Source organism: Streptomyces sp. NPDC006487 (assembly GCF_042870555.1).
Classification (GTDB): Bacteria; Actinomycetota; Actinomycetes; order Streptomycetales; family Streptomycetaceae; genus Streptomyces.
Window position 1 is genome coordinate 51,752 of sequence record NZ_JBIAHN010000017.1, and the last position, 22,338, is coordinate 74,089.

Sequence of the window (22,338 nt, forward strand, 5' to 3'; positions counted from 1 at the left end):
GGGCTTAGTTGAACGAGTCGCCGCAGGCGCAGGAGCCCGTGGCGTTCGGGTTGTCGATCGTGAAGCCCTGCTTCTCGATGGTGTCGACGAAGTCGATGGACGCGCCGTGCAGGTACGGGGAGCTCATCCGGTCGGTGACGACCTTCACACCGTCGAAGTCCTTCACGACGTCGCCGTCGAGGGAACGCTCGTCGAAGAAGAGCTGGTAGCGCAGGCCCGAGCAGCCACCGGGCTGGACGGCGACGCGCAGCGCCAGGTCATCGCGGCCTTCCTGCTCCAGCAGGGTCCTGACCTTTTCGGCGGCGGCGTCGGACAGGAGGATGCCGTCGCTCACGGTGGTCTTTTCGTCCTGTACGGACATCTGCATTCACTCCCGAAGTGGGCGGCTCCCCGCCGGGAGCGGGGAAACGTCGGACTCTTGCCGTCGGTGGCAACGAGCGGGACCGCGGATTCATTCCGGGACCCGACGCGTGTTTCAGAAATTCCATGCTCGCACACCCCCGCGTGGTGGTGGGTCCCCACGAGGTCCCCGTGCCGGGCGGGCGAATTCGTCACATCGACACTATCGGCATCGTCAAAGTGACGTGAAGCGGTTATGATAGATAACGTCAAATAGACGAGAAGTCGAAGCGATGGCTTCAGAGTGGCTTCAGAAGTCCCTTGTCGCAGAACAGAAAGGGTGCGTGTCGTGACCACCGCCCAGCCTTTGGACAACCAGCCTTTGGACGTCCAGCCGACGCCCCTTGCCTTGCTGCTGCTCGGCCGTGAGGCCGACCCTAAGAGCGAGCGCGGGGTGGAATGCCCCGGCGACCTGCCCTCGCCGTCGGACCCGGACCTCGTGGCGCGCGCCCGTGCCGCCAAGGAGAAGCTCGGGGACAAGGTCTTCATCCTCGGCCACCACTACCAGCGTGACGAGGTCATCGAGTTCGCCGACGTCACCGGCGACTCCTTCAAGCTCGCCAAGGACGCGGCCGCCAGGCCGGAGGCCGAGTACATCGTCTTCTGCGGCGTCCACTTCATGGCCGAGTCCGCGGACATCCTCACCTCGGACGCCCAGAAGGTGGTCCTGCCGGACCTGGCCGCCGGCTGCTCGATGGCCGACATGGCCACCGCCGAGCAGGTCGCGGAGTGCTGGGACGTGCTGACCGAGGCCGGCATCGCCGGAGCCACCGTCCCCGTTTCGTACATGAACTCCTCGGCCGACATCAAGGCCTTCACCGGCAAGCACGGCGGCACGATCTGCACCTCGTCCAACGCGAAGAAGGCCCTGGAGTGGGCGTTCGAGCAGGGGGAGAAGGTGCTCTTCCTCCCGGACCAGCACCTGGGCCGCAACACCGCGGTCCGAGACATGGGCATGACCCTCGACGACTGCGTGCTGTACAACCCGCACAAGCCGAACGGCGGCCTGACCGTCGAGCAGCTGCGGAACGCCAAGATGATCCTGTGGCGCGGTCACTGCTCGGTGCACGGCCGGTTCTCGGTCGACTCGGTCAACGACGTGCGCGCCCGCATCCCCGGCGTGAACGTCCTGGTCCACCCGGAGTGCAAGCACGAGGTCGTGGCGGCCGCGGACTACGTCGGCTCCACCGAGTACATCATCAAGGCGCTGGAGGCGGCTCCGGCCGGCTCCAAGTGGGCCATCGGCACCGAGCTGAACCTCGTCCAGCGTCTGGCGAACCGGTTCGCCGCCGAGGACAAGCAGGTCGTCTTCCTCGACAAGACGGTCTGCTTCTGTTCGACCATGAACCGCATCGACCTCCCCCACCTGGTGTGGACCCTGGAGTCCCTGGCCGAGGGCAACCTCGTCAACCAGATCCAGGTCGACAAGGAGACCGAGAGCTTCGCCAAGCTCGCCCTGGAGCGGATGCTCGCGCTTCCGTAGCCCGGCCCGGCGGCAACGGCCGGCGGCAACGACCGAAGGGCCGCCCCTCCTGTGAGGGGCGGCCCTTCGGCGTGTGTGCGTACGGACCCCGGTCCTCAGACCTTGACCGGGCTCTCGTCCTCCGCGGAGGCGGACGGGGCCGGGACCACGGTCAGGCGGGCCCTCTTCTTCGCGCTGCGGCGCTCCTTGCGGAGCTCCAGCATCGTGTAGAGGGTCGGCACCAGGAGCAGGGTCAGCAGGGTGGAGCTGATCAGGCCGCCGATGACGACCACCGCGAGCGGCTGCGAGATGAAGCCGCCCTCGCCGGTGACGCCCAGCGCCATCGGGAGCAGCGCGAAGATCGTCGCCAGCGCCGTCATCAGGATCGGGCGCAGACGGTGGCGGCCGCCCTCGACGACCGCCTCGATCACGCCGTAGCCCTGGGACCGGTACTGGTTGACGAGGTCGATCAGGACGATCGCGTTGGTCACGACGATGCCGATGAGCATCAGCATGCCGATCAGCGCCGGGACGCCGAGCGGGGTGCCGGTGACCAGGAGCAGTCCGAGCGCGCCGGTCGCCGCGAAGGGGATGGACACCAGCAGGATCAGCGGCTGGACCAGCGAGCGGAACGTGGCGACCAGCAGCATGAACACGATCGCGATGGCCGCGAGCATGGCCAGGCCCAGCTGGCCGAAGGCCTCGCTCTGGTCCTGTCCGACGCCGCCGATGGTGGCCGTGGCGCCCGCGGGCAGGTCCAGGGCCTTGATCTTCGCCTGCAGGGTGGAGCTGACGGCGCCGGTGTTGTCGCCGACCGGCTTCGCGCTGATGGTCGCCGCGCGGGCGCCGTCGATCCGGGTCATCGCGACCGGGCCGGGGACCTCCTTGACCTCGGCGATGTCGCCGAGCTTCACCGGGCCGACGGGCAGCGCCCGCAGCTCGGCCAGGGTGGTGGCCGGCTGCGCGGACTTGATGACGATGTCCCGCTCGGTGTCGTCCAGTACGGCCTTGCCCGCCGGGTTGCCGCGTACGGCCTGGCCGACGATGGCGCCGAGCGCGGCCTGGTTCAGGCCGAACTCCGCGGCCTTGGGGGTGGCGGTGACCGAGATCCGGGGCACGGACTGGGACAGGTCGCTCTGGACGTCGGTGACGTCCTCGATCTTCGCCACCTCGGCGCGGACCTGTTCGGCGGCCCGGGCGAGGACGGCCCCGTCGCCGGCCTTGACGACGACGCTGAGGTTCTGGCTGCCGAAGCCGTCGCCGGCCGCGATGGTGGTCTCGCCTATGCCCTCGAGGCCCTTCAGGGCGGTCTCGATGTGCTTCTTGGCCGACTCGGTCTTGCCCGAGTTCTCCAGCGTGACCTGGTACGAGGCCTGGTTGGAGCCCGTACCGCCGCCGAAGGCGGCCATGAAGCCGGAGGAGCCGACGGTGACCTGGTAGTCCTTGACCCCGTCGGTCCCGTCCAGGACCTTCTCGACCTTGCGGCTCGCCTCGTCGGCGGCGGCGAGCGAGGTGCCGGGCGGCAGCTGCTGCTTGATGCTCAGGACTTCCTGCTCGCCCTGGTCGAAGAAGTTCGTCTTGAGCAGCGGGGTCATGCCCAGCGTCGCGACGAACACCACGACGGCGACGATCAGGGTGGCGGCCCGGCGGCGGGTGACCAGGCCCAGCGCCCGTACGTAGAACTGCTGGAGCTTGCTGCGGGACTCCTTCTCCTCGGCCTCGCGGCGGGCCTTGTCGATGCTCGCGGCGTCCCCCTCGCTGACGCCCTTCGGCGCGCGCAGGAACCAGTACGAGAGCACCGGCACGACCGTCAGGGAGACGAGCAGCGAGGCCAGCAGGGCCGCGGTGACGGTGATGGAGAACGGGCCGAAGAACTGGCCGACCATGCCGCCGACGAAGGCGATCGGCAGGAAGACCGCGACGGTGGTGAGCGTGGAGGAGGTGACCGCGCCGGCCACCTCCTTGACCGCGGTGATGATCGCGTGCCGTCGCTCCTCGCCGTAGCCGAGGTGGCGCTTGATGTTCTCCAGGACCACGATCGAGTCGTCGACGACCCGGCCGATGGCGATGGTGAGCGCGCCCAGCGTCAGCATGTTGAGGGACAGGTCGCGGGTCCACAGCACGATCAGCGCGAGGACGACGGACAGCGGGATGGAGACCGCGGTGACCAGCGTCGAGCGCAGCGAGCCGAGGAAGACCAGGATCACGACGACCGCGAAGACCAGGCCGAGCAGGCCCTCGGTGGTCAGGCCCGAGATGGACTTGGCGACGGCCGGGCCCTGGTCGCTGACCACGGTCAGGTCCGCGCCGGAGCCGAGGGTGGAGCGGAGCTCGGGCAGCTTGTCCTTGACCGCGTCCGAGATGGCGACGGCGCTGCCGTCCTTGTCCATGGTCAGCATGAGGGCGAGGCTGGGCTTGCCGTTGGTGCGGGTGAGGGAGTCGGCCTTGGCGGGCTCCTGCTTCACGCCCGCCACGTCACCGAGGCGGACGGCGGGCTTGCCCGGTCCGGCGGTGAGGCGCAGGTCCTCCAGCTGGGCGAGCGAGGTGAAGCCCGAACCGACGCGCACGGTGCGGTTCTTGCCCGCCTCGTCGAAGGAGCCGGCGGGGACGGTGGCGCCGCCCGCCTGGAGGCCCTGGGCCAGCGCGGCGCCGTCGAGGCCGGCGGCGGCGAGCTTGGCGTCGTCGGGGGTGACGGTGACCTGGAGGTCCCGGACCCCGTCGACGGTGACCTGGCCGACGCCCGCGATGTCCTCCAGTACGGGGACCACGGACTGGTTCAGCTGGTCGGCCAGCGCCTGCTGGTCCTTGTCGGAGGTGACGGCGAGGACCACGGTCGGGATGTCGTCGGTGGAACCGGCGATCACCTGCGGGTCCACCTCGGCGGGCAGCCGTACGCGGGCCCGGTTGACGGCCTGCTGGACGTCGGCGACGAGCTGCTTGGTGCCGTCGTCGCCGTAGTCGAAGGTCGCCATGATGAGGGCGTTGCCCTCGCTGGCGGTGGAGGTGATGCCGGTGATGCCGTCGACGCCCTTGAGCATGGCTTCGATCGGTTCGACGACCTGCTTCTCCACCACGTCGGGCGAGGCGCCCTGGTACGGCGCGAGCACGGACACCATCGGCAGGTCGATGGAGGGCAGCAGCTGCTGCTTGAGCTGCGGGATGGCTATGGCGCCGAAGAGGAGCGCGACGAGCGACACGAGGCCGACCAGCGCCCTTTGGGCGAGGCTGAAGCGGGACAGCCGGAACATGGCTATGGGGATCTCTCTGCAGGGACGCGGTGACGTCTACGAGGCATGACGGGGCCGTGCCTTCGGGCACGCGCGGGGCCCCTCAGCCTCTCGTGCGCACGGGCGCGCCGACGTCGCCCCCAGGTCCCGTCCTTATCCGGGGCATACCGCGTCCGCAGTAGGCGGGCCTACTCCGAAGTGCTCCGGACTCCCCCGGGCTACTCCGTGCGGGGCCGGACTAGTCCCGATTCGTAGGCGATGACCACCAATTGCGCCCTGTCGCGGGCACCGAGCTTGGACATGGCCCGGTTCACGTGGGTCTTGACGGTGAGCGGGCTGACTTCCAGCCGGCGGGCGATCTCGTCGTTGGACAGGCCCGCCGCCACGAGGACGAGGACCTCGCGCTCGCGTCCGGTCAGCGCGGCGAGGCGCTGTACGTGGGCCGCGCCCGCGGCGGGGGTGGTTCCGTCGCCGCCGCCCTGCGCGAGGAAGGTGGCGATGAGCCCCTTGGTGGCGGCCGGGGAGAGCAGCGCGTCCCCGGCGGCGGCGACGCGGATGGCGTTGAGCAGTTCCTCGGGCTCGGCGCCCTTGCCGAGGAACCCGGAGGCGCCCGCCCGCAGGGCCGCCGCCACGTACTCGTCCACCTCGAAGGTCGTCAGCATCACCACGCGCACGGCGGCGAGTTCGGGGTCGGCGCTGATCAGCCTGGTGGCGGCGAGGCCGTCGGTGCCGGGCATCCGGATGTCCATGAGCACGACGTCGGGCCGGGCCGTGCGCGCCAGCTCGAAGGCCTGCGCCCCGTCGGAGGCCTCCCCGACGACGCACATGTCGGCCTCGGAGTCGACGAGCACCTTGAACGCGCTGCGCAGCAGGGCCTGGTCGTCGGCGAGGAGTACCCGGATGGGCGTCGGGGCCTGGTTCAAGGTCGTTTCCACGCCCCGACCCTACGTCGTCCCGCGCGACCCGGGGCGGGACGGGCTCGGCCCGGGCCGGGCCGGGCCGGGCCGGGCCGGCCTAGCCCAGGGCCAGTGCCACCAGGGCCGTCGTCGCCGAGACCTCGGCCAGGGCTCCGAACACGTCGCCGGTGACCCCGTCGAAGCGGCGCACGCAGCGGCGGAGCAGGGCCTCCGCCGCCAGCAGGGCGGCCAGGACCGCCACCGCGTGCTGCGCGACGGCCGGCAGGCCCAGCGGCAGCGCGGCGGCGGCGGACAGGAGCACCGTGAGCGCGGCGACCCGGACGGCGGTGTGGAAGGGGACGACTCCGGCGACCGCCGCGCCCAGCCCTTCGGGGCGGGCCGGGGGGACCCCGTCGCGAGAGGCCAGGGTCATGGCGAGCCGGGCGGTGACGGCGGCGACCACGGCGGCCAGCGCACCCCGGGTCCAGCTGTCGGCGTACACGTCGGCCAGCGCCGCGACCTGGACCAGCAGCACGAACACCAGCGCCACCACCCCGAAGGGGCCGATGTCGGACTGCTTCATGATGCGCAGCGCGGCGTCGGCCGGCTTGGCGCTGCCCAGTCCGTCCGCCGTGTCGGCGAGGCCGTCCAGGTGCAGGCCTCGGGTCAGGGCCGCCGGTACGGCGACGGTGACGGCCGCGGCGAGCAGCGGGCCACCGCCGCACAGCAGCAGGAGCACCCCGGGCACGGCGGCGAGGAGCCCCACGACGAGGCCGGCGAGCGGGGCGCAGGCCATCCCGGTGCGGGCGGCGGGACGGTCCCAGCGGGTGATGCGCGCGGGCAGCACGGTGAGCGTGCCGAAGGCGAAGCGGACCCCGTCGAGCAGGGAGGCCCGGTCCGGGGGCGGGGTCAGGGGCGGGCCGTCGTACGAATCTGTCATCGGCGCGAACGCTACCCGCTCGACGGGACCGGTAAGTTACCCATAACGCCCCAAATGGTGAGGTGGTGGCATGGGTCACTGGTGGTATCGCAACATTGTGGAGCCGGGGAAGCTCCCGCTGCTCCTCGCGCTGGTCTCCTTCGTCCTGTCCTTCCTGGTCACCCGCGTGATCACCCGCATGATCCGGGCGGGCCGGGGACCCTTCAAGAACGTCACCCCGGGCGGCATGCACATCCACCACGTGGTCCCCGGCGTGATCCTCGTGATCATCGGCGGTTTCGGCGCGATCGGCAGCGCCCGGCACAGCTTCGGGGCGGGCCTGTCGGCCGTGATCTTCGGGCTGGGCGCGGGGCTGGTGCTGGACGAGTTCGCGCTGATCCTGCACCTGGACGACGTCTACTGGAGCGAGCAGGGACGCAAGAGCGTGGAGATCGTGGTCCTGACGGCGGCGATCGTGGCGCTGGTGCTGGGCGGCTTCCTGCCCTTCGGGGTCAACGACCTCACCGAGGACGAGCGGCACAACCGCGGCCTGGTCGCCATGAACACGGCGACCAACTTCTTCCTCGCCCTGATCGCCCTGTGGAAGGGCAAACCGCGCACCGCGTTCTTCGGCACGGTCATCCCCTTCGTCGCGCTGATCGGGGCGGTCCGCCTCGCCCGGCCCGGTTCCCCGTACGCGAAGAAGTTCTACGCCAACCGCCCGAAGGCCCGCGCCAAGGCCGGGCTGCGCGCCTTCCACCACGACCGCCGGTGGGCCTCGCCGCGGCGCAGGTTCGAGAACTTCATCGGCGGCACGCCCGACCCGGAGCGGAAGGCCGTCACCAAGGAGCCGCACTGACCCGGCGGCCGGTGCGCGCAGACGGTGCGCAGACGGTGCGAGGGCCCGCCCCCTCGGGGTCGGGCCCTCGCGTTCACGTCGTGCGGCCGCGTCCCGGCCCGCGTCCCGGCCCGGGTCGCGGCCTGCGGGCCGGCCCGGGATCAGCCCGGGATCAGGCCGTCGTCGCTGAGCATCTCCCGCACCTCGTCCAGTGAGGCGTCGGGGGCCGGCAGGATCAGCTCCGACGGCTCCAGTGCCTCGTCGGGCAGCGGTCTGCCGAGCCTCCGTACGGCTTCGAGGAGCTCGCCCAGCGTGCGCCGGAAGCCTGCCTCGTCACCGCTCTCCATCTCCGCGAGCAGTTCGTCGTCCAGCTTGTTGAGCTCGGTGAAGTGGCTGTCCGCCAGCTCCACCTGACCTTCCCCCATGATGCGGACAATCATGACGGGCCCCGTCCTACTGCTTGTCGAACCGGTGCTGGGTCTGCGACTGCTGGCCGGCGCCCGGGGCGCCACCCTCGATGGCCGACTGCGGGGCGGAGGTGCCGCCCGCCAGCTCGGCCTTCATGCGCTGGAGCTCCAGCTCCACGTCCGTCCCGCCGGAGAGGCGGTCGAGCTCGGCCTGGATGTCGTCCTTGGAGCCGAGGCCGCTCTGGTCGTCGAGCGCACCGGAGGCCAGCAGCTCGTCGATCGCGCCGGCGCGGGCCTGGAGCTGCGCCGTCTTGTCCTCGGCACGCTGGATGGCCAGGCCGACGTCGCTCATCTCCTCGGAGATGCCGGAGAAGGACTCGGCGATCCGCGTCTGTGCCTGGGCGGCCGTGTACGTGGCCTTGATGGTCTCCTTCTTGGTGCGGAAGGCGTCCACCTTGGCCTGCAGGCGCTGCGCGGCGAGGGTCAGCTTCTCCTCCTCGCCCTGGAGGGTCTGGTGCTGCACCTCCAGGTCGCTGACCTGCTGCTGCAGCGAGGCGCGACGGGACAGGGCCTCACGGGCCAGGTCCTCGCGGCCCAGGGCCAGCGCCTTGCGGCCCTGGTCCTCCAGCTTGCTGGACTGACCCTGGAGCTGGTTGAGCTGCAGTTCCAGCCGCTTGCGGGAGGTCGCCACGTCGGCAACGCCGCGGCGCACCTTCTGAAGCAGCTCCAGCTGCTTCTGGTACGAGTAGTCGAGGGTCTCGCGCGGGTCCTCGGCCCGGTCCAGGGCCTTGTTCGCCTTCGCGCGGAAGATCATCCCCATACGCTTCATGACACCGCTCATGGGCTTCGCGCGCCCCCTTCTAGACGGACTGTGCTCCAGGTCACCAACAAGACCCACAGTACGGGCCCTGCCTCTATTACCGCACTGTTCGAGCGGGGATGCGCTCCTCCTGCAGGACGACTGCTCGTCCGCCGTGTCAGGCGTAAGGAGTAGGTGCTTCCCCCAGGAAGGACGCCCGCCGTTGCCGGATCGTTCCCCGCCGGGATGGGGCGCGTGCCCTCAACCACGTACGCTTGGGTTTTGTGTTTGGTAGCCGATCCTCCAAGGAAGAGAAGGACGCCGCCACCGACAAGGTGAGCGCCGACCTCTCGCAGTCCCGTGACCCTCAGGCCCCGAAGGGCCGCCCGACGCCGAAGCGTGCTGTGGCCCAGTCGCAGCGCAAGGCCGTGGTGGCCTCGACCGGCAACCGCAAGGAGGATGCCAAGCGAGCTCGTGAGCGCCGCCGGGTCGAGATGACCAAGCAGCGCGAGGCCCTCGCCAATGGCGACGAGCGTTATCTGCCCAACCGCGACAAGGGTCCCGTGCGCCGGTTCGTGCGCGACTTCGTGGACTCCCGCTTCTCCGTCGCCGAGATGTTCCTGCCGCTGGCCGTGATCATCCTGGTGCTGAGCATGGTGCGGGTTCCGTCCATCCAGAACATCGCGCTCCTGCTGTGGCTCGGCGTGATCGCGCTGATCATCGTCGACTCCATCGGCATGTTCATCCGCCTGCGCAAGGCCCTGAACGAGCGCTTCCCGAACGAGCCCAAGCGCGGCGCCGTCGCGTACGGCCTGATGCGCACGCTCCAGATGCGCCGGCTTCGCCTGCCGAAGCCGCAGGTCAAGCGCGGGGAACGGCCCTGAGCCGAGGAACGCCCGGAGCGTTCGGCGGGGGTGGCTTCACGGACGGGGCCCGGCTTTGGCTCGAAGGCCTGGGCGGGCTCCGCAACGTGGTGCGCCAAGAGCTCGTCGGCCGCCAGGTCGACGAGCAGATCGCGCACCGCTTCCCCGTGGGGCAGCGGCTGCGCGTCCTCGACGTGGGCATGGGCCAGGGCACCCAGGCACTGCGCCTGGCCCGCGCCGGGCACATGGTGACCGGGCTGGAGCAGGACCCGTCCATGCTGGCCGTCGCCCGTGAGGTGCTGGCCGCCGAGCCCCCCGGGATCCAGGACCGCGTCCGCCTCATGGAGGGCGACGGCCGGGAGACCGGCGCACACTTCCTGCCCGGCAGCTTCGACGTCGTGCTCTGCCACGGCGTCCTCATGTACGTGCCCGAGCCGGACGCGATGCTCGCCGGGCTCGCCCGGATGCTGGCCCCCGGCGGACTGCTGTCCCTGCTGGTGCGCAACGGCGACGCACTCGCGATGCGGCCCGGTCTGCACGGCGACTGGACGGGCGCGCTGGCGGCCTTCGACGGCGTCGACTACCGGAACCGGCTGGGCCTGGACGTACGCGCCGACCGGCTGGCCACGCTGACCGCGACCCTGTCGGGGATCGGCGCCCCGCTGCAGACCTGGTACGGCGTCCGCGTGTTCACCGACGGCACCGAGGCCGGGGACACGCTCCCCGCCGACGCGGAACTGGAGGCGCTGCTCGCCGCCGAGGACCGCGCGGGGCGGACCGACCCCTACCGCGGGGTCGCCGCACTGCTGCACCTGTGCGGCGTACGGGGCTGAGCGCCCGAGCACCCCTGCGCACGGCAGAGCCCGGACCCCCGAGGGAGTCCGGGCTCTCGCGCACCCGGCCGGAACCGGTCGGCGCCGGTTAGAGTTCAGCGGCCTCGCGCAGGCTCATCGTGTAGAGCTGGACCCCGTTGTCGTCGGACAGCTTCACCTGTTCCGTACCGCCCTCGAGGAGGTCCTTCCAGTACTCGCCGATCCAGGATTCGGCATCCCCCTGCGTGGTGAACTCCTCCGGCACCACCGACGGGCTCGTCTCATCGCCGTCGGCCGTCTCGAACCGCCACGTCCACGCCATGTCCGCCTCCGTTGCTCGTCCGCTTCTCACACGCTTCTCGCCTTGAGTGTGCCCGCAGACTAACCGGGCGCGCAGCAGTCCCGGCGACGCGGGAGGATCATCCTGTGGAACTCACTCTGCTCGGCACCGGCACACCCGAAGGACTGCCCCGCCCCGGCTGTCCCTGCGCCGCCTGCGCGCTCTCCGTGGGGCCCCGGGCGCGCGCCGCCACCTCCGTGCTCGTGGACGGGGCGCTGCTGCTGGACCTGACCCCCGGGGCGGTGCTCGCCGGCGCCCGGGCGGGGCATTCGCTGGCCGGCGTCCGGCAGGTCCTGCTGACCCACCCGCACGACGGCCCCGCCGTGGAGCTGCCTCCGGGGCTGCCGGCGGCCGGGCGGGTGCCGGACGGGCGGGAGCTCGCGGTGATCTCGGGACACCGGGTGCGGGCCGTGCCGATGGACGCGCCGGGCACCGGGTACGAGGTGACCGGGCCGGACGGCGCCCGGATGCTGTACCTGCCGCCGGGCGGCGCCCCGGCCGGGACCTCGGGCACCAGCGGGCGGCGCCCGTACGACGTGGTCCTCGCGGACGTGCTCGGCCGGCCGGAGGCGCTGGCGCGGCTTCGGGCCAGCGGGGCGGTGGGCCCGGCGACGGACGTGATCGCCGTCCACCTGGACCACGACACCCCGCCGGGTGCGGAACTGGAGCGCCGGTGCGCGGCCGCGGGAGCGCGGACGGTGGCGGACGGGACCACGGTGGCGGCCGGGGAGTACCGGCCGGCGCCGGAGGTGCCGCGGCGGACCCTGGTCCTGGGCGGGGCCCGGTCGGGCAAGTCGTACGAGGCCGAGCGCCGGCTGACCGGCTACCCGGAGGTCGTCTACGTGGCCACCGGCGGCACCCGCGAGGGCGATGCGGAATGGGCGGCGCGGGTCGGGCTCCACCGCGAGCGCAGGGCGGCTTCCTGGCGGACGGTGGAGACCTGCGATCTGGTGCCGTTGCTGGAGCAGGACGGCCCGGCCCTGCTCGTCGACTGCCTGGCCCTGTGGCTCACGGACGCGATGGACCGGGCCGGGGCCTGGGACGACGCGGTCTGGGCGGACAAGGGCGCCGCGGAGCTGCGGGAACGGACCGCGTCGCTCGTGGCGGCCGTCCGCGCGACCCGCCGGCCGGTGGTGCTCGTCAGCAACGAGGTCGGCTCGGGCGTGGTGCCCGCGACCGCGTCGGGGCGCCGCTTCCGGGACGAGCTGGGGCGGCTGAACGCGGGGGTCGCCGGGGAGTGCGAGCACGTCCTCCTCGTGGTGGCGGGGCAGGCGCTGGTCCTGAAGCAATAGCCGCGGGCACCGGCAACGGAACGCGGGGCACGGACCGTTCGGGCGCCGCCGGGGCCTGTCCTCAAACTCCCGTCGTCGCCCGAAGGGCGGCCACGCGGCGCCGGGCGCGGGGCAGACGGGAGTTTTACGACAGGCCATAGAGGCAGCTGTACCCTCTGGCAAATGACCACGCTGAATCTCGACGACTTCTCCGATCTGATCGAGCGCCCCGACGGGGGCGTCCGGCGTGACGCCGAGGAACGCCGTGAACGGCTGGCCGTGCCGGTCGGGGCGCTGGGGCGGCTCGACGAACTCGCCGAGTGGCTCGCCGCCGCGCAGGGTCAGGTGCCGGTCAAGCCGATCGAGCGGCCCCGCGTCGTGCTGTTCGCCGCCGACCACGGGGTGGCCTCCGAGGGGGTCTCCGTGCGTCCCGCCGGCAGCGCCCACGAGCTGGTGCGCGCCGTCCTGGACGGGCGGAGCCCGGTGGCGGTCCTGGCCGCGCGGCTCGGCGCCTCCGTGCGGATCGTGGACGCCGGCCTGGACTGCCATCTCGACCTGCTGCCCCAGGAGATCACCAAGCACCGCGTCCGGCGCGGAAGCGGGCGGATCGACGTCGAGGACGCGCTGACGACCGAGGAGGCCGAGGCCGCGTTGCGCCTCGGGATGCAGATCGCCGACGAGGAGGCCGACTCCGGGACCGACCTGGTCGTCCTCGGTGACCTGAGCGTCGGCGGGACCACCGTCGCCGCGACCCTCGTCGCCGCCCTGTGCGGCACCGACGCCTCCGTGGTCACCGGCCGCGGCGGCATGCCGATCGACGACCTGACCTGGATGCGCAAGTGCGCGGCGATCCGCGACGCGCTGCGACGCGCCCGGCCCGTCCTCGGGGATCAGGTCGCGCTGCTCGCGACGGTCGGCGGCGCCGACGTCGCCGCGATCACCGGCTTCCTGCTCCAGTGCGCGGTGCGCCGTACTCCCGTGATCCTCGACGGGGTCGTCTCGGCGGCCTGCGGGCTGGTGGCCCAGCGGGCCGCCTTCCGGGCCCCGGACTGGTGGCTGGCCGGACAGGCCAGCGGAGAGCCCGGCCAGGCCAAGGCACTGGACCGGATGGCACTCAACCCCGTGCTCGACCACGGCGTCACTGTGGGAGAAGGAACCGGGGCGCTGCTGGCTCTTCCCCTCGTCCAGGCGGCCGCCGCACTCGCGGCGGAACTCCCCGAACGAGCGGCCGAGCCCACCGAATGAGTCGCAGGAGCCCGCGGCCTTGACCAGGCCGCGGTCCTCCGGAGCGAAGCACGGACCGCGATGCCCCATATCATCGCTTTTTATGGGAGAGGTCCGTTTGACCAGCGCAGAGACCGATCGGAAGACCGACCGAGGAACCGGTGGGGATCCGAACGGCAGAAACAATCCGGGGGGCGGGCGGGGGAACGCCCAGGCCAACCCCCAGGCCAATGCCGGTGCCGGTGCCGGTACCAGTGCCCAGGGAGACACCCGGGGATCCGGCCGGGGCAGCGTCCGCTCGCGGCGCAGCGCCACCTTCGCGGTGTGGTACTTGCGTGCCGTCACCTTCGTCAACCTGCTCAGCGCGGTGTGGTTCTCGCTCGGCCAGGACCTGCGCCGGCACAGCACCGCCGATTTCTACACCCCGTACCTGCTCACGGCGGGCTTCGCCTCCGCGGCGTTCTCGCTGCTGCTCACCGTCACCATGGGCCGCCGCAAACGCGCGGCATGGATCCTGAACCTCGTGCTCAGCGGGCTGCTCCTGGCGGCCTTCGCGATGGCCGCAGTGGCCTCCTTCACCCCGTGCTCGGGGGGCTCGTACGAGTTCTGCTATCCGGAGTTCCGCGTCCACCCGCAGAACTGGGTGGCCTTCGGGCTGACCGCGCTCTTCGTCGGCGCCCTGCTGCTGGGCCGCCGGGAGTTCTACGCCAAGGGCGACCGCTCCAACCCGCTGCTGGCCAGCCTGGTCGCTTCCGTCGGCCTGCTGGTGACCTCGCTGGTCGCCGCGCTGCTCGTCGGCGCGACCAACACCGACCCGGACGCCGCGGACGCCACGTTCCTGGCCCGCTGGCGGTACGGCGTGATGCGGCTGGTCACCCTGGCACCGGACGACAAGGCGTACAACACGATCACCACCCCGGGCTGGGTGGACGTGACGATCAACGTCATGTCGACACTGCTGCTGCTCGCCGTGCTGTTCGCGGCCTTCCGCTCGCGCCGCGCCGTGGACCCGATCGGCGAGGAGGACGAGGAGAAGCTGCGCCTGCTGCTCGCCCGGCACGGCGACCGCGACTCGCTGGGCTACTTCGCGCTGCGCCGCGAGAAGTCCGTCATCTGGTCCCCCACCGGCAAGGCCGCGGTCACCTACCGCGTCGTCGGCGGGGTCTCACTGGCCTCCGGCGACCCGATCGGCGACCCCGAGGCCTGGCCTGGCGCCATCGACCCGTGGCTGGCCGAGGCCCGCGAGCACGGCTGGGTCCCCGCAGTGATGGGCGCGAGCGAGGAAGCCGGGCAGATCTACGCCCGGCACGGACTGGACGCGCTGGAGCTCGGCGACGAGGCCATCGTGGAGACCGACGAGTTCACCCTGGAGGGCCGCGCCATGCGGACCGTCCGCCAGGCGTACAACCGGGTCAAGCGGGCCGGGTACACCGTCCGCATCCGCCGCCACGCCGACATCCCGGCCGAGGAGATGGACGTACTCCTGCTGCGCGCCGACGACTGGCGCGACGGCGCGACCGAGCGCGGCTTCTCGATGGCGCTGGGCCGGCTGGGCGATCCCGGCGACGGCCAGTGCGTGATGCTGGAGTGCTTCGACGGCGAGGGCGAGCTGCGCGCCGTGCTGTCCTTCGTGCCCTGGGGGCCCAAGGGCCTCTCCCTGGACCTGATGCGCCGCGACCGGGATTCCGAGAACGGTCTGATGGAGTTCATGGTCATCGAACTCCTGGAGCGGTCAAAGGAGATCGGGGTCACACAGGTCTCACTGAACTTCGCGATGTTCCGTTCCGTCTTCGAGCGCGGGTCGAAGCTCGGCGCCGGTCCGGTGCTGCGTCTGTGGCGCTCGCTGCTGAGCTTCTTCTCGCGCTGGTGGCAGATCGAGTCCCTCTACCGGGCCAACGCCAAATACCGGCCGATCTGGGAACCGCGGTTCATGCTCTTCGAGAAGAGTTCGGACCTGCTGCGGATCGGGATCGCGGCGGGCCGGGCCGAGGGCTTCCTCGAAGCACCGGGGCTGCCGAAGTGGATGCACCGCAGACATCTGGAGAGCAAGCGTTGAGCACTGCCTCACTGCGGCGGTTCGCCCGCCGCGAGTGGGGGCCCCTGTACCGGACGGTCCGGGACGCGCTCGTCCGCGACAAGTGGCGGGCGATCCCGATGACCCTCGGCGCGGTCTGCCTGACCGCGGTCTTCCAGGTCGTGCAGCAGACCTCATGGGGCTTCCAGCCGGTGCAGGACCTCGGGTCGGTCAAGGCCGTCGACCCGCTCTGGCTGGCCCTGCTGCGGACCCCGCTGTCGCTGTTCGTGCCGGCGCTGGACCTGCCGGTGTGGGGCGCGCTCGCGCAGATCCTGCTCGTCTTCGGGATCTCGGAGATCTGCATCGGCTGGTGGCGCACGCTGGTCATCGGCTACGTGGCCACCCTGGCCGGGACCACGTACGCGCGGATCGGGCTCTCGCTGGGCCCGGACCACCCCTTCGGCCTGCCCGCGTCGGACAGGATCGTCAACGACACCGGGCCCTCGGCGGCGGTGGTCGGGCTCGCCGTGTACGTCTGCTGGCGCTACCGGGCCTACCTGACCGGATCCGTCGTGATCCTGGTCATGATCGGCGAGCTGCTCTTCAAGGACAACCTGGCGGGCAAGGAACACCTGGCCGCCATCGCCTCGGTGATGCTGATCTGCCTCGTCCGGGCCAAGTGGGGTCCGGAGCGCTCCCGCGCCCCGCTCGGGCGGCGCCCGCCCGCCCCCGGGCCCGCTGCGCCTCCCGCCCCGCCGCCCCGGGTCTGAAAGCGCGCGCGGGGCCGTACCGTATCGGGGTGACGACACACCTCGGGCCGCTCGCCCCCACGCGGCAGTGGATGCGGGACCATCCGCTGGCCACCGACGCCGTACTGGCGTTCGGGGCGCTCGTCGCCATGGTCGTCGCGTCCTTCGCCGACCCGCACGGGGAGTACGGGCCGACCTTCGGGACCCGCACCCCCGAGCCCTTCTCGCTGGTCCTCATGGTGCTCGGCGCGGGCGCCCTGGTGCTGCGGCGCCGGCGGCCGCGCGCGGTGCTGGCCGTGGCCGTCGGGCTCTCGCTGCTGGAGCTGACCACCGGGGAGCCGCGGGCACCCGTCGCCATGTGCACGGTGATCGCCCTGTACACGGTGGCCTCCCGCACCGACCGGCCCACCACCTGGCGGCTCGGCCTGCTCACCATGGCCGGGCTGACGGGCGTGGCCATGCTGGCCGGGCCGCTGCCCTGGTACTCCCAGGAGAACCTCGGCATCTTCGCCTGGACCGGCATGGCCGCGGCCGCCGGGGACGCGGTGCGCAGCCGCCGGGCGTTCATCGACGCCATCCAGGAGCGGGCCGAGCGCGCCGAGCGGACCCGCGAGGAGGAGGCCCGGCGCCGGGTCGCCGAGGAGCGGCTGCGGATCGCCCGGGACCTGCACGACGTGGTGGCCCATCACATCGCCCTGGTCAACGTGCAGGCGGGGGTGGCCGCGCACGTGATGGACAAGCGCCCGGACCAGGCCAAGGAGGCCCTGGCGCACGTACGGGACGCCAGTCGCTCCGCCCTGAACGAGCTGCGGGCGACGGTCGGGCTGCTGCGCCAGTCCGGCGACCCCGAGGCGCCGACCGAGCCCGCGCCCGGGCTGGCGGTCCTGGACGACCTGGTGGGCACCTTCCGGCACGCCGGGCTCCCGGTGAAGGTGATGGTCCAGCTGGGCCCGGCCGCGTCGGTTCCGCTGCCGGCCGCCGTGGACCTGGCGGCGTACCGGGTGATCCAGGAGGCGCTGACCAACGTCCGCAAGCACGCGGGTCCGGGGGCCGGGGCCGAGGTCAGCGTGGTGCGGGTGGGCGGCTCGGTGGAGGTGACCGTGCTGGACGACGGCGGCTCCGCGGCGGACCCCTCGCCGGAACCCGGCGATCCCGGCGGCGGGCACGGCCTGCTCGGCATGCGCGAGCGGGCCGTCGCCCTGGGCGGCTCCTGCTTCGCCGGGCCCCGCTTCAGGGGCGGCTACCGGGTGCACGCGATCCTGCCGGTGGGCTGAGCGGCGGGCGCCCGGCAGGCGGTCGGCGGCGCTCAGCAGGCCTTCCGCCAGGCGCCGAGGTCGTACTTCTTCTCCAGCGAGCTGAGCTTCAGCTCGCGCGAGGCCGGGCAGAACCGGCTCGCCGGGAGCTCGTACTCCACGTGGAAGACCGCCTTGCCCGCCGCGATGAACGGGGTCAGCCGGCCGCACTCGTCGTACTGGGCGCACTGCTCGTTGACGGCGAAGTCGAAGTCCCCCACCAGCTCCGGGATCTGGTCCAGGTCGTTCTTGAGGCCGACCGACAGGCCCCGGTCGTGTGCGAGCCGGACGATCAGCCGGTTGTAGTTCAGCTGGTCGCCCGCGGTGAGCGGGAAGCCGGACTTGTTGCGGTAGGCGTCCATGTTGTCCGGCTCCACCGCGTCGAAGCCCTTGTCCCGGCACATGTCGAACCGCTTGGCGATCAGCGGTTCCAGTTCCGCGAGCCGCCGGATGTCGAGCCAGCGCTCGCCCTCCCAGCCGTTGCCCTTCCCGCGCATGGACGGCGGGAAGGCCCCGGCGTCCGGCCGGAAGTCCTCCCAGGCGCCGGTGGAGAGGTAGCAGATGGTCCGCCGGCCGGCCGCCTTCAGCTCGGCGACCTGCTCCTTGGTGGTGGTGAACCCGTCGATGTCGTAGACCGCCGCCTTCACCGAGGTGTCGAGCTTCCCGGTGAGCTGCCACTGCCAGCCGACCCCGGGCGCCGGCTGCCAGCGCTCCCCCGGTGCGGGGGCGGGCGAGAGGTCGTCGGGCACGTCCTCCTCGTCGTGGTCCCGGTCCGGTCCGGAGGTGCAGGCCGCGAGCAGCAGGGCGGCCACGACACCGTGGACCAGCAGGCGGCAGCGGCTCTTCGAGCGGGTGGGCGGGCGTCTCATCCGGCGGCCTCCAGGGCGTGGGGCAGGGTCCCCCACGGGTGCGCGCCGGTCCCCGGGACCGCGCAGTGCACCCCCGCTCCCCGCTGGGCCGCCAGCCGCTCGGCCAGTTCGGCGGCCGGGGCGCCCGGCGGGACGGCGTAGACGAGGTGGCAGAACCGGTGGGCGGGATGGTCCGCGGTCCACGGGGGGACGGCCGCGTCCCGGTAGGCGTCCCAGGGTCCCTCGAAGGTGACGAGCAGGTCGGCGAGTTCGGCGTAGCCCGGGTGCGGGTGCACTCCGTGGTTGAGGACGACCGTACGGGCCCCGGCGGCCCGCGCCGCGACGACGAGCCGCCGGTAGTGCGGCAGGAACTCCGGGCCGGCCGCGGCCTGGTCCAGGAAGGTCCCGTCGGCGGCGTACCAGTCGCGGTGGCGCAGCAGGTCCTGGACCACGGCGGCGTGCGGGCGGCGCCCGTAGTCGGTGTCGGCGTACCCCAGGACGGGCACCCCGGCCCCGCGGAGCCTTTCCGCGACGGCGGCGAACCGCTCGTCGGGGGCCTCGCCGGGCCCGCTGGCGGGGTTGAGCACCACGGAGTGCAGCCGGCCCGCGGAGCGGATGAGCCGCTCCCAGTACTCGGGGCGGTCGGCGGGGTGCTCGTAGAGGGGCACCAGGAGCATGAGGTCCTTCTTCTCGTACGGGGTCACGTGCATCGGGGGTGACTCGGCGCGGCGGCCGTGGCCGGCGGAGGGGGTCAGGGGTGGGGGTCAGCGGTGGGCCGTCGCGCGGCCGAGCAGCAGGCAGACCAGCGTGCCCAGCGCGAGCGCCGCGGCTCCGGCGACGGCGAGTTGCACGGCGCGCGGCTGGCCGAGACCCAGGAGCAGGGCCAGGCTCTGCGCGACGGCGGCCGAGGCGCAGACCACCGCGGCGGGCCGGACCGCCCCGAAGGACTGCAGGAGCAGCCCGGTCCACATCACGGCCCCGAGCAGCAGCAGGGTGGCGACCCGGACCCCGGTCAGGCCGGGCGCGCCGGGCCAGAGCAGGGTTCCGGTGAGCCCGAGGGCCAGCAGCACGGCCAGGTAGGCGGCGAGGCACCGGGTCAGGGTGGAGAGCATCCGCAGCCGGAACTGCCGGGGCGAGCGGGCCGCGCGCAGACCGGCGAGGCTGCCGCTGCGGAACCGGTGGAGCAGCCATTCGGCGGGGCCCATGCTGAGGGTGAGCGCCACCGCCGAGGGGGCCGCGACCGCCTCGGCGGGGCCGCCGGCGAGCACCTCCCCCAGGGCCGCGTACAGCACGAGCAGACCGGTGCCCAGACCGAACACCCCGTACGGGACGGAGTCCCCGAGCCGGGGTCCGCGCGGCCCGTACTCCTCCTCGGCACCGCGCAGCATCTGCCAGCGCACCGGGCCCCGTTCGCCCGGCCGGTGCTCCGTCCAGCCGCGGACGCGGAGCACGAGGGCCCGTACGCCGTCGGCCAGCGGCAGTTCCCGTACGGCCAGGGCGCAGGCGGCCAGGAGGGAGGCCGCCAGCAGGAACACCCGGACGGGGACGGGCGGTTCCAGGAAGAGCGAGAGCAGCGCCCCGGCGGCCATCGGGGCGAGCGCGGCCAGCAGCAGCCGCTCCCGCCCGAGGACGAGCAGCACGGTGGCGGCCCCGACGTACAGGGCCTGACCGGCGGCGAAGGCGTAGGAGAAGGGGGGCCCGCCGGGTACCGCCAGCGCGGCGGCGGTACCCAGGAGGGCCCCGGCGGGGGCTCCGGCGAGCAGGGTCCGCCCGGCGGCGGCCCGGTCGCCGAGGCCGAGCCAGGAGTACGCCCGGTGGGACAGGGTCTGGTCCCAGACCCAGCCGATGAGTGCCCCGGCGAGCAGGGTGAGCGTCCCGGCGGGCAGCCCGAGCCGGTCCTTGGGACCGTCCAGCAGGGGTGCGCCCAGCAGGTAGGCCAGCCCGGGCAGGGCGAAGATCACCCCGCGCAGGAGGCAGGCGGTGAGGGGCACCTTCCAGGGGTCGGGGACCTTCTCGGGCTCCGGGAAGGAGCGCGGCACCCGGGCGTAGAGCTCCTCGGCGAGACCGAAGGAGTCCTGGCGCCCGTAGGCGAGGCGGATGTGCTCGTCGGTCATGCCGTCGGATTCCAGGACGGCGGCGATCTCGTCGGGGTGGACGGCGGCGGCGATGAACACGTCGAGGCGCTCGGCGAGTTCGTCCATCGGGTCGGCGGCCGGCCCTTCGCGGCGCGGCCGGGGGATGCCGGGCAGGCCGTCGGCCGCGTTCGCGGCGGGCGCCGTACCGCGCCCGGCGGCCGCGGCGTGGCCGACGGGCACCCAGGCCCCGTCGGGGCCGGGCGGGCGCAGCCAGAGGGATCCGCTCACCACAGGCTCCCGTCGGCGGCGAGTTCCTTGTACCAGGGGTCGGCGAGGCGCTGGGTCCACTCGTCGCCCGCGTGGACGGGCAGCACGGGCTGGCCGGCGAGCTCGCGGTAGATGTGGCGGAAGCCGTCCACGGACTGGTGGAGCGTGAACTTCTCCACCACCCGCTTGCGGGACATCCGGCCGAGTTCCGCACGGCGTTCGTCGTCGCGGAGCAGGGCGAGGGTGGCGCGGGCCATGGTCTCGGGCTCGCGCGGAGGGACGACCAGGCCGGTGTCGCCGACGGCTTCGCGGACCCCGCCCACGTCGGTGGAGACGGTGGTGCGGCCGCAGGACATGGCCTCGATGATGGAGAAGGGGAAGCCCTCGCTGATCGAGGAGAGCATCACGATGGAGCCGGCCGCGTAGGCCTGCGCGACCTTCTCGATGCGGCCCTCGTAGGAGATCCCGTCGCTCACCCCCAGTTCGGCGGCGAGCTTCTCCAGCCTCAGCTTGTACTCCTCGCAGCCGGCCGGGACCGGGCCGAAGAGGCGCAGCCGCAGGGCGGGGAGCTCCTCGCGCATGAACGCGTAGGCGCGGACGAGGGTTTCGAGGTCCTTGATGGGGTCGATGCGGCCGCACCAGCTGAGGGTGGGAACCTCCGGTTCGGGACCGGCCTCGGGGAAGGCGTGCGGGTCGACGCCGTTGTAGACGGTGCGGATCCGTTCGGAGTCGGCGCCTCCGCGCTCCTCCCAGCGGCGGTTGTACTGGTTGCACGGGGTGATCAGGTCGGCCTGCCGGTAGCCCTCGGTGTTGAGCTCGCGGTAGAAGCCGAGCATGAGCGCCTTGACGGGCCAGCGCTGTTCGGCACTGCGGTAGCCGAGGTAGCGCTCGCGGAGGTAGATCCCGTGCTCGGTGAGGAGGAAGGGCACCTCGTCGAGGTACTTGGCGGCGAGCGCCGGGAGGGTGGCCAGTCCGCTGCTGACGGCGTGCGCGACGCTGTCGGGCGGGATCCGCACGGACAGCGGGCGGAGTGCGTGTTCCAGCAGGTCGGTGGCGGTGAGCGCGTCGTGGATGGTGGGCTCGGCGGCGGCGGTGACCAGGCCGGGGCGGGTCCAGACGGTCATCAGCAGGCGCAGCACCGATTCGGAGCGCAGGGCCGCGGCGAGCCGCCCGGAGCGGGCCAGAGCGGCCAGCTCGCGCAGGGATTCGGAGAATCCGCCGCGGGCGGGGTCGAGCAGGGAGAGCAGGAAGGTCTCGTAGGTCTCGGCGAAACCGCGCCGGGCCTTGCCCCGCAGTCCGGAGCGGAGTCTGCGGGCCGGCGGAGCGCCCCAGAGGGGAACGCTGGTGTGGCGGTAGACGTTGCGCGGCAACTCCCAGGTGACCGGCTCCCGTCCGGAGCCGGTCAGGGCTATGACGTTGAAGTCGACCTCCGGCATGCCGCGGACCAGTTGGTCGCACCACGTGCTGACGCCCCCGTGGACGTGCGGGTAGGTGCCTTCGGTGAGCATGGTGACATGGCGCCCATGGCTCATGCGGTGTGTCCCCCCAAGGACGGAAAAGGGGCCGGCGCCCGGGGTTCTCGGAGCGCCGGCGCTAGGTGGTACGCGTGGCTGTCCTGTACGTGCCCGCCCGGATG

20 protein-coding genes are annotated in these 22,338 nt (G+C 72.6%); 9 read left to right on the top strand and 11 right to left on the bottom strand.

Features of this window, described 5'->3' with window-relative positions; translation table 11 throughout:
* Positions 1 to 4: 4 nt before the first annotated feature.
* Complete coding sequence (gene erpA, locus ACFYM0_RS28450; RefSeq protein WP_243330017.1) at positions 5 to 361, bottom strand: iron-sulfur cluster insertion protein ErpA; 357 nt, start codon at positions 359 to 361, stop codon at positions 5 to 7.
* A gap of 318 nt (positions 362 to 679) precedes the next feature.
* On the opposite strand from erpA, the gene nadA reads away from it, so the two are divergent.
* Positions 680 to 1,882, top strand: coding sequence for a quinolinate synthase NadA (gene nadA, locus ACFYM0_RS28455; protein ID WP_327252373.1), 1,203 nt, complete (start codon positions 680 to 682; stop codon positions 1,880 to 1,882).
* A gap of 95 nt (positions 1,883 to 1,977) precedes the next feature.
* On the opposite strand, the gene ACFYM0_RS28460 is transcribed toward nadA, so the two are convergent.
* The 3 genes from ACFYM0_RS28460 to cobS all read right to left on the bottom strand — a co-directional run bounded on the left by ACFYM0_RS28460 (position 1,978) and on the right by cobS (position 6,924).
* Positions 1,978 to 5,109, bottom strand: a complete 3,132-nt coding sequence (locus ACFYM0_RS28460) for an efflux RND transporter permease subunit (RefSeq protein WP_388506285.1) — start codon at positions 5,107 to 5,109, stop codon at positions 1,978 to 1,980.
* Between the two features lie 197 nt (positions 5,110 to 5,306).
* Positions 5,307 to 6,023: a response regulator gene (locus ACFYM0_RS28465; RefSeq protein WP_388506286.1), complete on the bottom strand. Its 717-nt coding sequence runs from the start codon at positions 6,021 to 6,023 to the stop codon at positions 5,307 to 5,309.
* Positions 6,024 to 6,102: 79 nt separating this feature from the next.
* On the bottom strand, positions 6,103 to 6,924 hold the full coding sequence (cobS, locus tag ACFYM0_RS28470; RefSeq protein WP_388506288.1) for an adenosylcobinamide-GDP ribazoletransferase: 822 nt from the start codon (positions 6,922 to 6,924) through the stop codon (positions 6,103 to 6,105).
* Positions 6,925 to 6,994: 70 nt separating this feature from the next.
* On the opposite strand from cobS, the gene ACFYM0_RS28475 reads away from it, so the two are divergent.
* Entirely contained in the window at positions 6,995 to 7,762 is a 768-nt protein-coding gene (locus ACFYM0_RS28475; RefSeq protein WP_388506290.1) for a hypothetical protein, read from the top strand.
* Positions 7,763 to 7,902: 140 nt separating this feature from the next.
* Here ACFYM0_RS28475 and ACFYM0_RS28480 read toward each other — a convergent pair whose 3' ends face one another.
* Together ACFYM0_RS28480 and ACFYM0_RS28485 are read right to left on the bottom strand one after the other, a co-directional pair.
* Positions 7,903 to 8,181, bottom strand: coding sequence for a hypothetical protein (locus ACFYM0_RS28480; protein ID WP_327252378.1), 279 nt, complete (start codon positions 8,179 to 8,181; stop codon positions 7,903 to 7,905).
* Positions 8,182 to 8,194: 13 nt separating this feature from the next.
* Positions 8,195 to 8,989 (bottom strand): PspA/IM30 family protein, encoded by a 795-nt coding sequence (locus ACFYM0_RS28485; protein ID WP_388506291.1) that lies wholly within the window; start codon positions 8,987 to 8,989, stop codon positions 8,195 to 8,197.
* Positions 8,990 to 9,222: 233 nt separating this feature from the next.
* Here ACFYM0_RS28485 and ACFYM0_RS28490 point away from each other — a divergent pair, with 233 nt between their 5' ends.
* Together ACFYM0_RS28490 and ACFYM0_RS28495 are read left to right on the top strand one after the other, a co-directional pair.
* On the top strand, positions 9,223 to 9,831 hold the full coding sequence (locus tag ACFYM0_RS28490; protein WP_388506293.1) for a DUF3043 domain-containing protein: 609 nt from the start codon (positions 9,223 to 9,225) through the stop codon (positions 9,829 to 9,831).
* An 89-nt stretch (positions 9,832 to 9,920) separates the two neighbouring features.
* Entirely contained in the window at positions 9,921 to 10,643 is a 723-nt protein-coding gene (locus ACFYM0_RS28495) for a class I SAM-dependent methyltransferase (protein WP_388506542.1), read from the top strand.
* An 88-nt stretch (positions 10,644 to 10,731) separates the two neighbouring features.
* Here the strand turns inward: ACFYM0_RS28495 and ACFYM0_RS28500 are convergent, their stop codons facing one another.
* Positions 10,732 to 10,944 (bottom strand): hypothetical protein, encoded by a 213-nt coding sequence (locus tag ACFYM0_RS28500; protein ID WP_266909368.1) that lies wholly within the window; start codon positions 10,942 to 10,944, stop codon positions 10,732 to 10,734.
* Between the two features lie 104 nt (positions 10,945 to 11,048).
* Here ACFYM0_RS28500 and ACFYM0_RS28505 point away from each other — a divergent pair, with 104 nt between their 5' ends.
* The 5 genes from ACFYM0_RS28505 to ACFYM0_RS28525 all read left to right on the top strand — a co-directional run bounded on the left by ACFYM0_RS28505 (position 11,049) and on the right by ACFYM0_RS28525 (position 17,494).
* Positions 11,049 to 12,254, top strand: a complete 1,206-nt coding sequence (locus ACFYM0_RS28505) for a bifunctional adenosylcobinamide kinase/adenosylcobinamide-phosphate guanylyltransferase (RefSeq protein WP_388506295.1) — start codon at positions 11,049 to 11,051, stop codon at positions 12,252 to 12,254.
* A gap of 162 nt (positions 12,255 to 12,416) precedes the next feature.
* A complete protein-coding gene (gene cobT, locus ACFYM0_RS28510; RefSeq protein WP_388506297.1) occupies positions 12,417 to 13,478 on the top strand; it encodes a nicotinate-nucleotide--dimethylbenzimidazole phosphoribosyltransferase in 1,062 nt (353 codons plus the stop codon).
* Between the two features lie 82 nt (positions 13,479 to 13,560).
* Complete coding sequence (locus tag ACFYM0_RS28515) at positions 13,561 to 15,513, top strand: phosphatidylglycerol lysyltransferase domain-containing protein (RefSeq protein WP_388506299.1); 1,953 nt, start codon at positions 13,561 to 13,563, stop codon at positions 15,511 to 15,513.
* Positions 15,510 to 16,241 (top strand): hypothetical protein, encoded by a 732-nt coding sequence (locus tag ACFYM0_RS28520; RefSeq protein ID WP_388506301.1) that lies wholly within the window; start codon positions 15,510 to 15,512, stop codon positions 16,239 to 16,241. Before ACFYM0_RS28515 ends, ACFYM0_RS28520 begins: the two co-directional genes overlap by 4 nt.
* Before the next feature lie 71 nt (positions 16,242 to 16,312).
* Positions 16,313 to 17,494, top strand: coding sequence for a sensor histidine kinase (locus tag ACFYM0_RS28525; protein ID WP_388506544.1), 1,182 nt, complete (start codon positions 16,313 to 16,315; stop codon positions 17,492 to 17,494).
* Positions 17,495 to 17,526: 32 nt separating this feature from the next.
* Here ACFYM0_RS28525 and ACFYM0_RS28530 read toward each other — a convergent pair whose 3' ends face one another.
* The 4 genes from ACFYM0_RS28530 to pelF are packed head-to-tail and all read right to left on the bottom strand — an operon-like array spanning position 17,527 to position 22,234.
* Positions 17,527 to 18,381 carry an endo alpha-1,4 polygalactosaminidase gene (locus tag ACFYM0_RS28530; protein WP_388506303.1) on the bottom strand — a complete coding sequence of 285 codons (855 nt, stop codon included), beginning with the start codon at positions 18,379 to 18,381 and terminating at the stop codon, positions 17,527 to 17,529.
* On the bottom strand, positions 18,378 to 19,070 hold the full coding sequence (locus ACFYM0_RS28535) for a spherulation-specific family 4 protein (protein ID WP_388506305.1): 693 nt from the start codon (positions 19,068 to 19,070) through the stop codon (positions 18,378 to 18,380). The genes ACFYM0_RS28530 and ACFYM0_RS28535 overlap by 4 nt, the downstream gene beginning before the upstream one ends.
* A gap of 54 nt (positions 19,071 to 19,124) precedes the next feature.
* Entirely contained in the window at positions 19,125 to 20,723 is a 1,599-nt protein-coding gene (locus ACFYM0_RS28540) for a hypothetical protein (protein WP_388506307.1), read from the bottom strand.
* Positions 20,720 to 22,234, bottom strand: coding sequence for a GT4 family glycosyltransferase PelF (pelF, locus tag ACFYM0_RS28545; RefSeq protein WP_388506309.1), 1,515 nt, complete (start codon positions 22,232 to 22,234; stop codon positions 20,720 to 20,722). Before pelF ends, ACFYM0_RS28540 begins: the two co-directional genes overlap by 4 nt.
* Positions 22,235 to 22,338: the final 104 nt, after the last annotated feature.

Bases quoted from the DNA above. Each gene is read 5' to 3' on its own strand.
- ACFYM0_RS28535 (WP_388506305.1), bottom strand. From the start codon at position 19,070: ATGCACGTGACCCCGTACGAGAAGAAGGACCTCATGCTCCTGGTGCCC.
- ACFYM0_RS28530 (WP_388506303.1), bottom strand. From the start codon at position 18,381: ATGAGACGCCCGCCCACCCGCTCGAAGAGCCGCTGCCGCCTGCTGGTC.
- ACFYM0_RS28460 (WP_388506285.1), bottom strand. From the start codon at position 5,109: ATGTTCCGGCTGTCCCGCTTCAGCCTCGCCCAAAGGGCGCTGGTCGGC.
- cobT (WP_388506297.1), top strand. From the start codon at position 12,417: ATGACCACGCTGAATCTCGACGACTTCTCCGATCTGATCGAGCGCCCC.
- ACFYM0_RS28480 (WP_327252378.1), bottom strand. From the start codon at position 8,181: ATGATTGTCCGCATCATGGGGGAAGGTCAGGTGGAGCTGGCGGACAGC.
- ACFYM0_RS28515 (WP_388506299.1), top strand. From the start codon at position 13,561: ATGGGAGAGGTCCGTTTGACCAGCGCAGAGACCGATCGGAAGACCGAC.
- ACFYM0_RS28525 (WP_388506544.1), top strand. From the start codon at position 16,313: ATGCGGGACCATCCGCTGGCCACCGACGCCGTACTGGCGTTCGGGGCG.
- pelF (WP_388506309.1), bottom strand. From the start codon at position 22,234: ATGAGCCATGGGCGCCATGTCACCATGCTCACCGAAGGCACCTACCCG.
- ACFYM0_RS28500 (WP_266909368.1), bottom strand. From the start codon at position 10,944: ATGGCGTGGACGTGGCGGTTCGAGACGGCCGACGGCGATGAGACGAGC.
- ACFYM0_RS28485 (WP_388506291.1), bottom strand. From the start codon at position 8,989: ATGAGCGGTGTCATGAAGCGTATGGGGATGATCTTCCGCGCGAAGGCG.
- cobS (WP_388506288.1), bottom strand. From the start codon at position 6,924: ATGACAGATTCGTACGACGGCCCGCCCCTGACCCCGCCCCCGGACCGG.
- erpA (WP_243330017.1), bottom strand. From the start codon at position 361: ATGTCCGTACAGGACGAAAAGACCACCGTGAGCGACGGCATCCTCCTG.
- ACFYM0_RS28475 (WP_388506290.1), top strand. From the start codon at position 6,995: ATGGGTCACTGGTGGTATCGCAACATTGTGGAGCCGGGGAAGCTCCCG.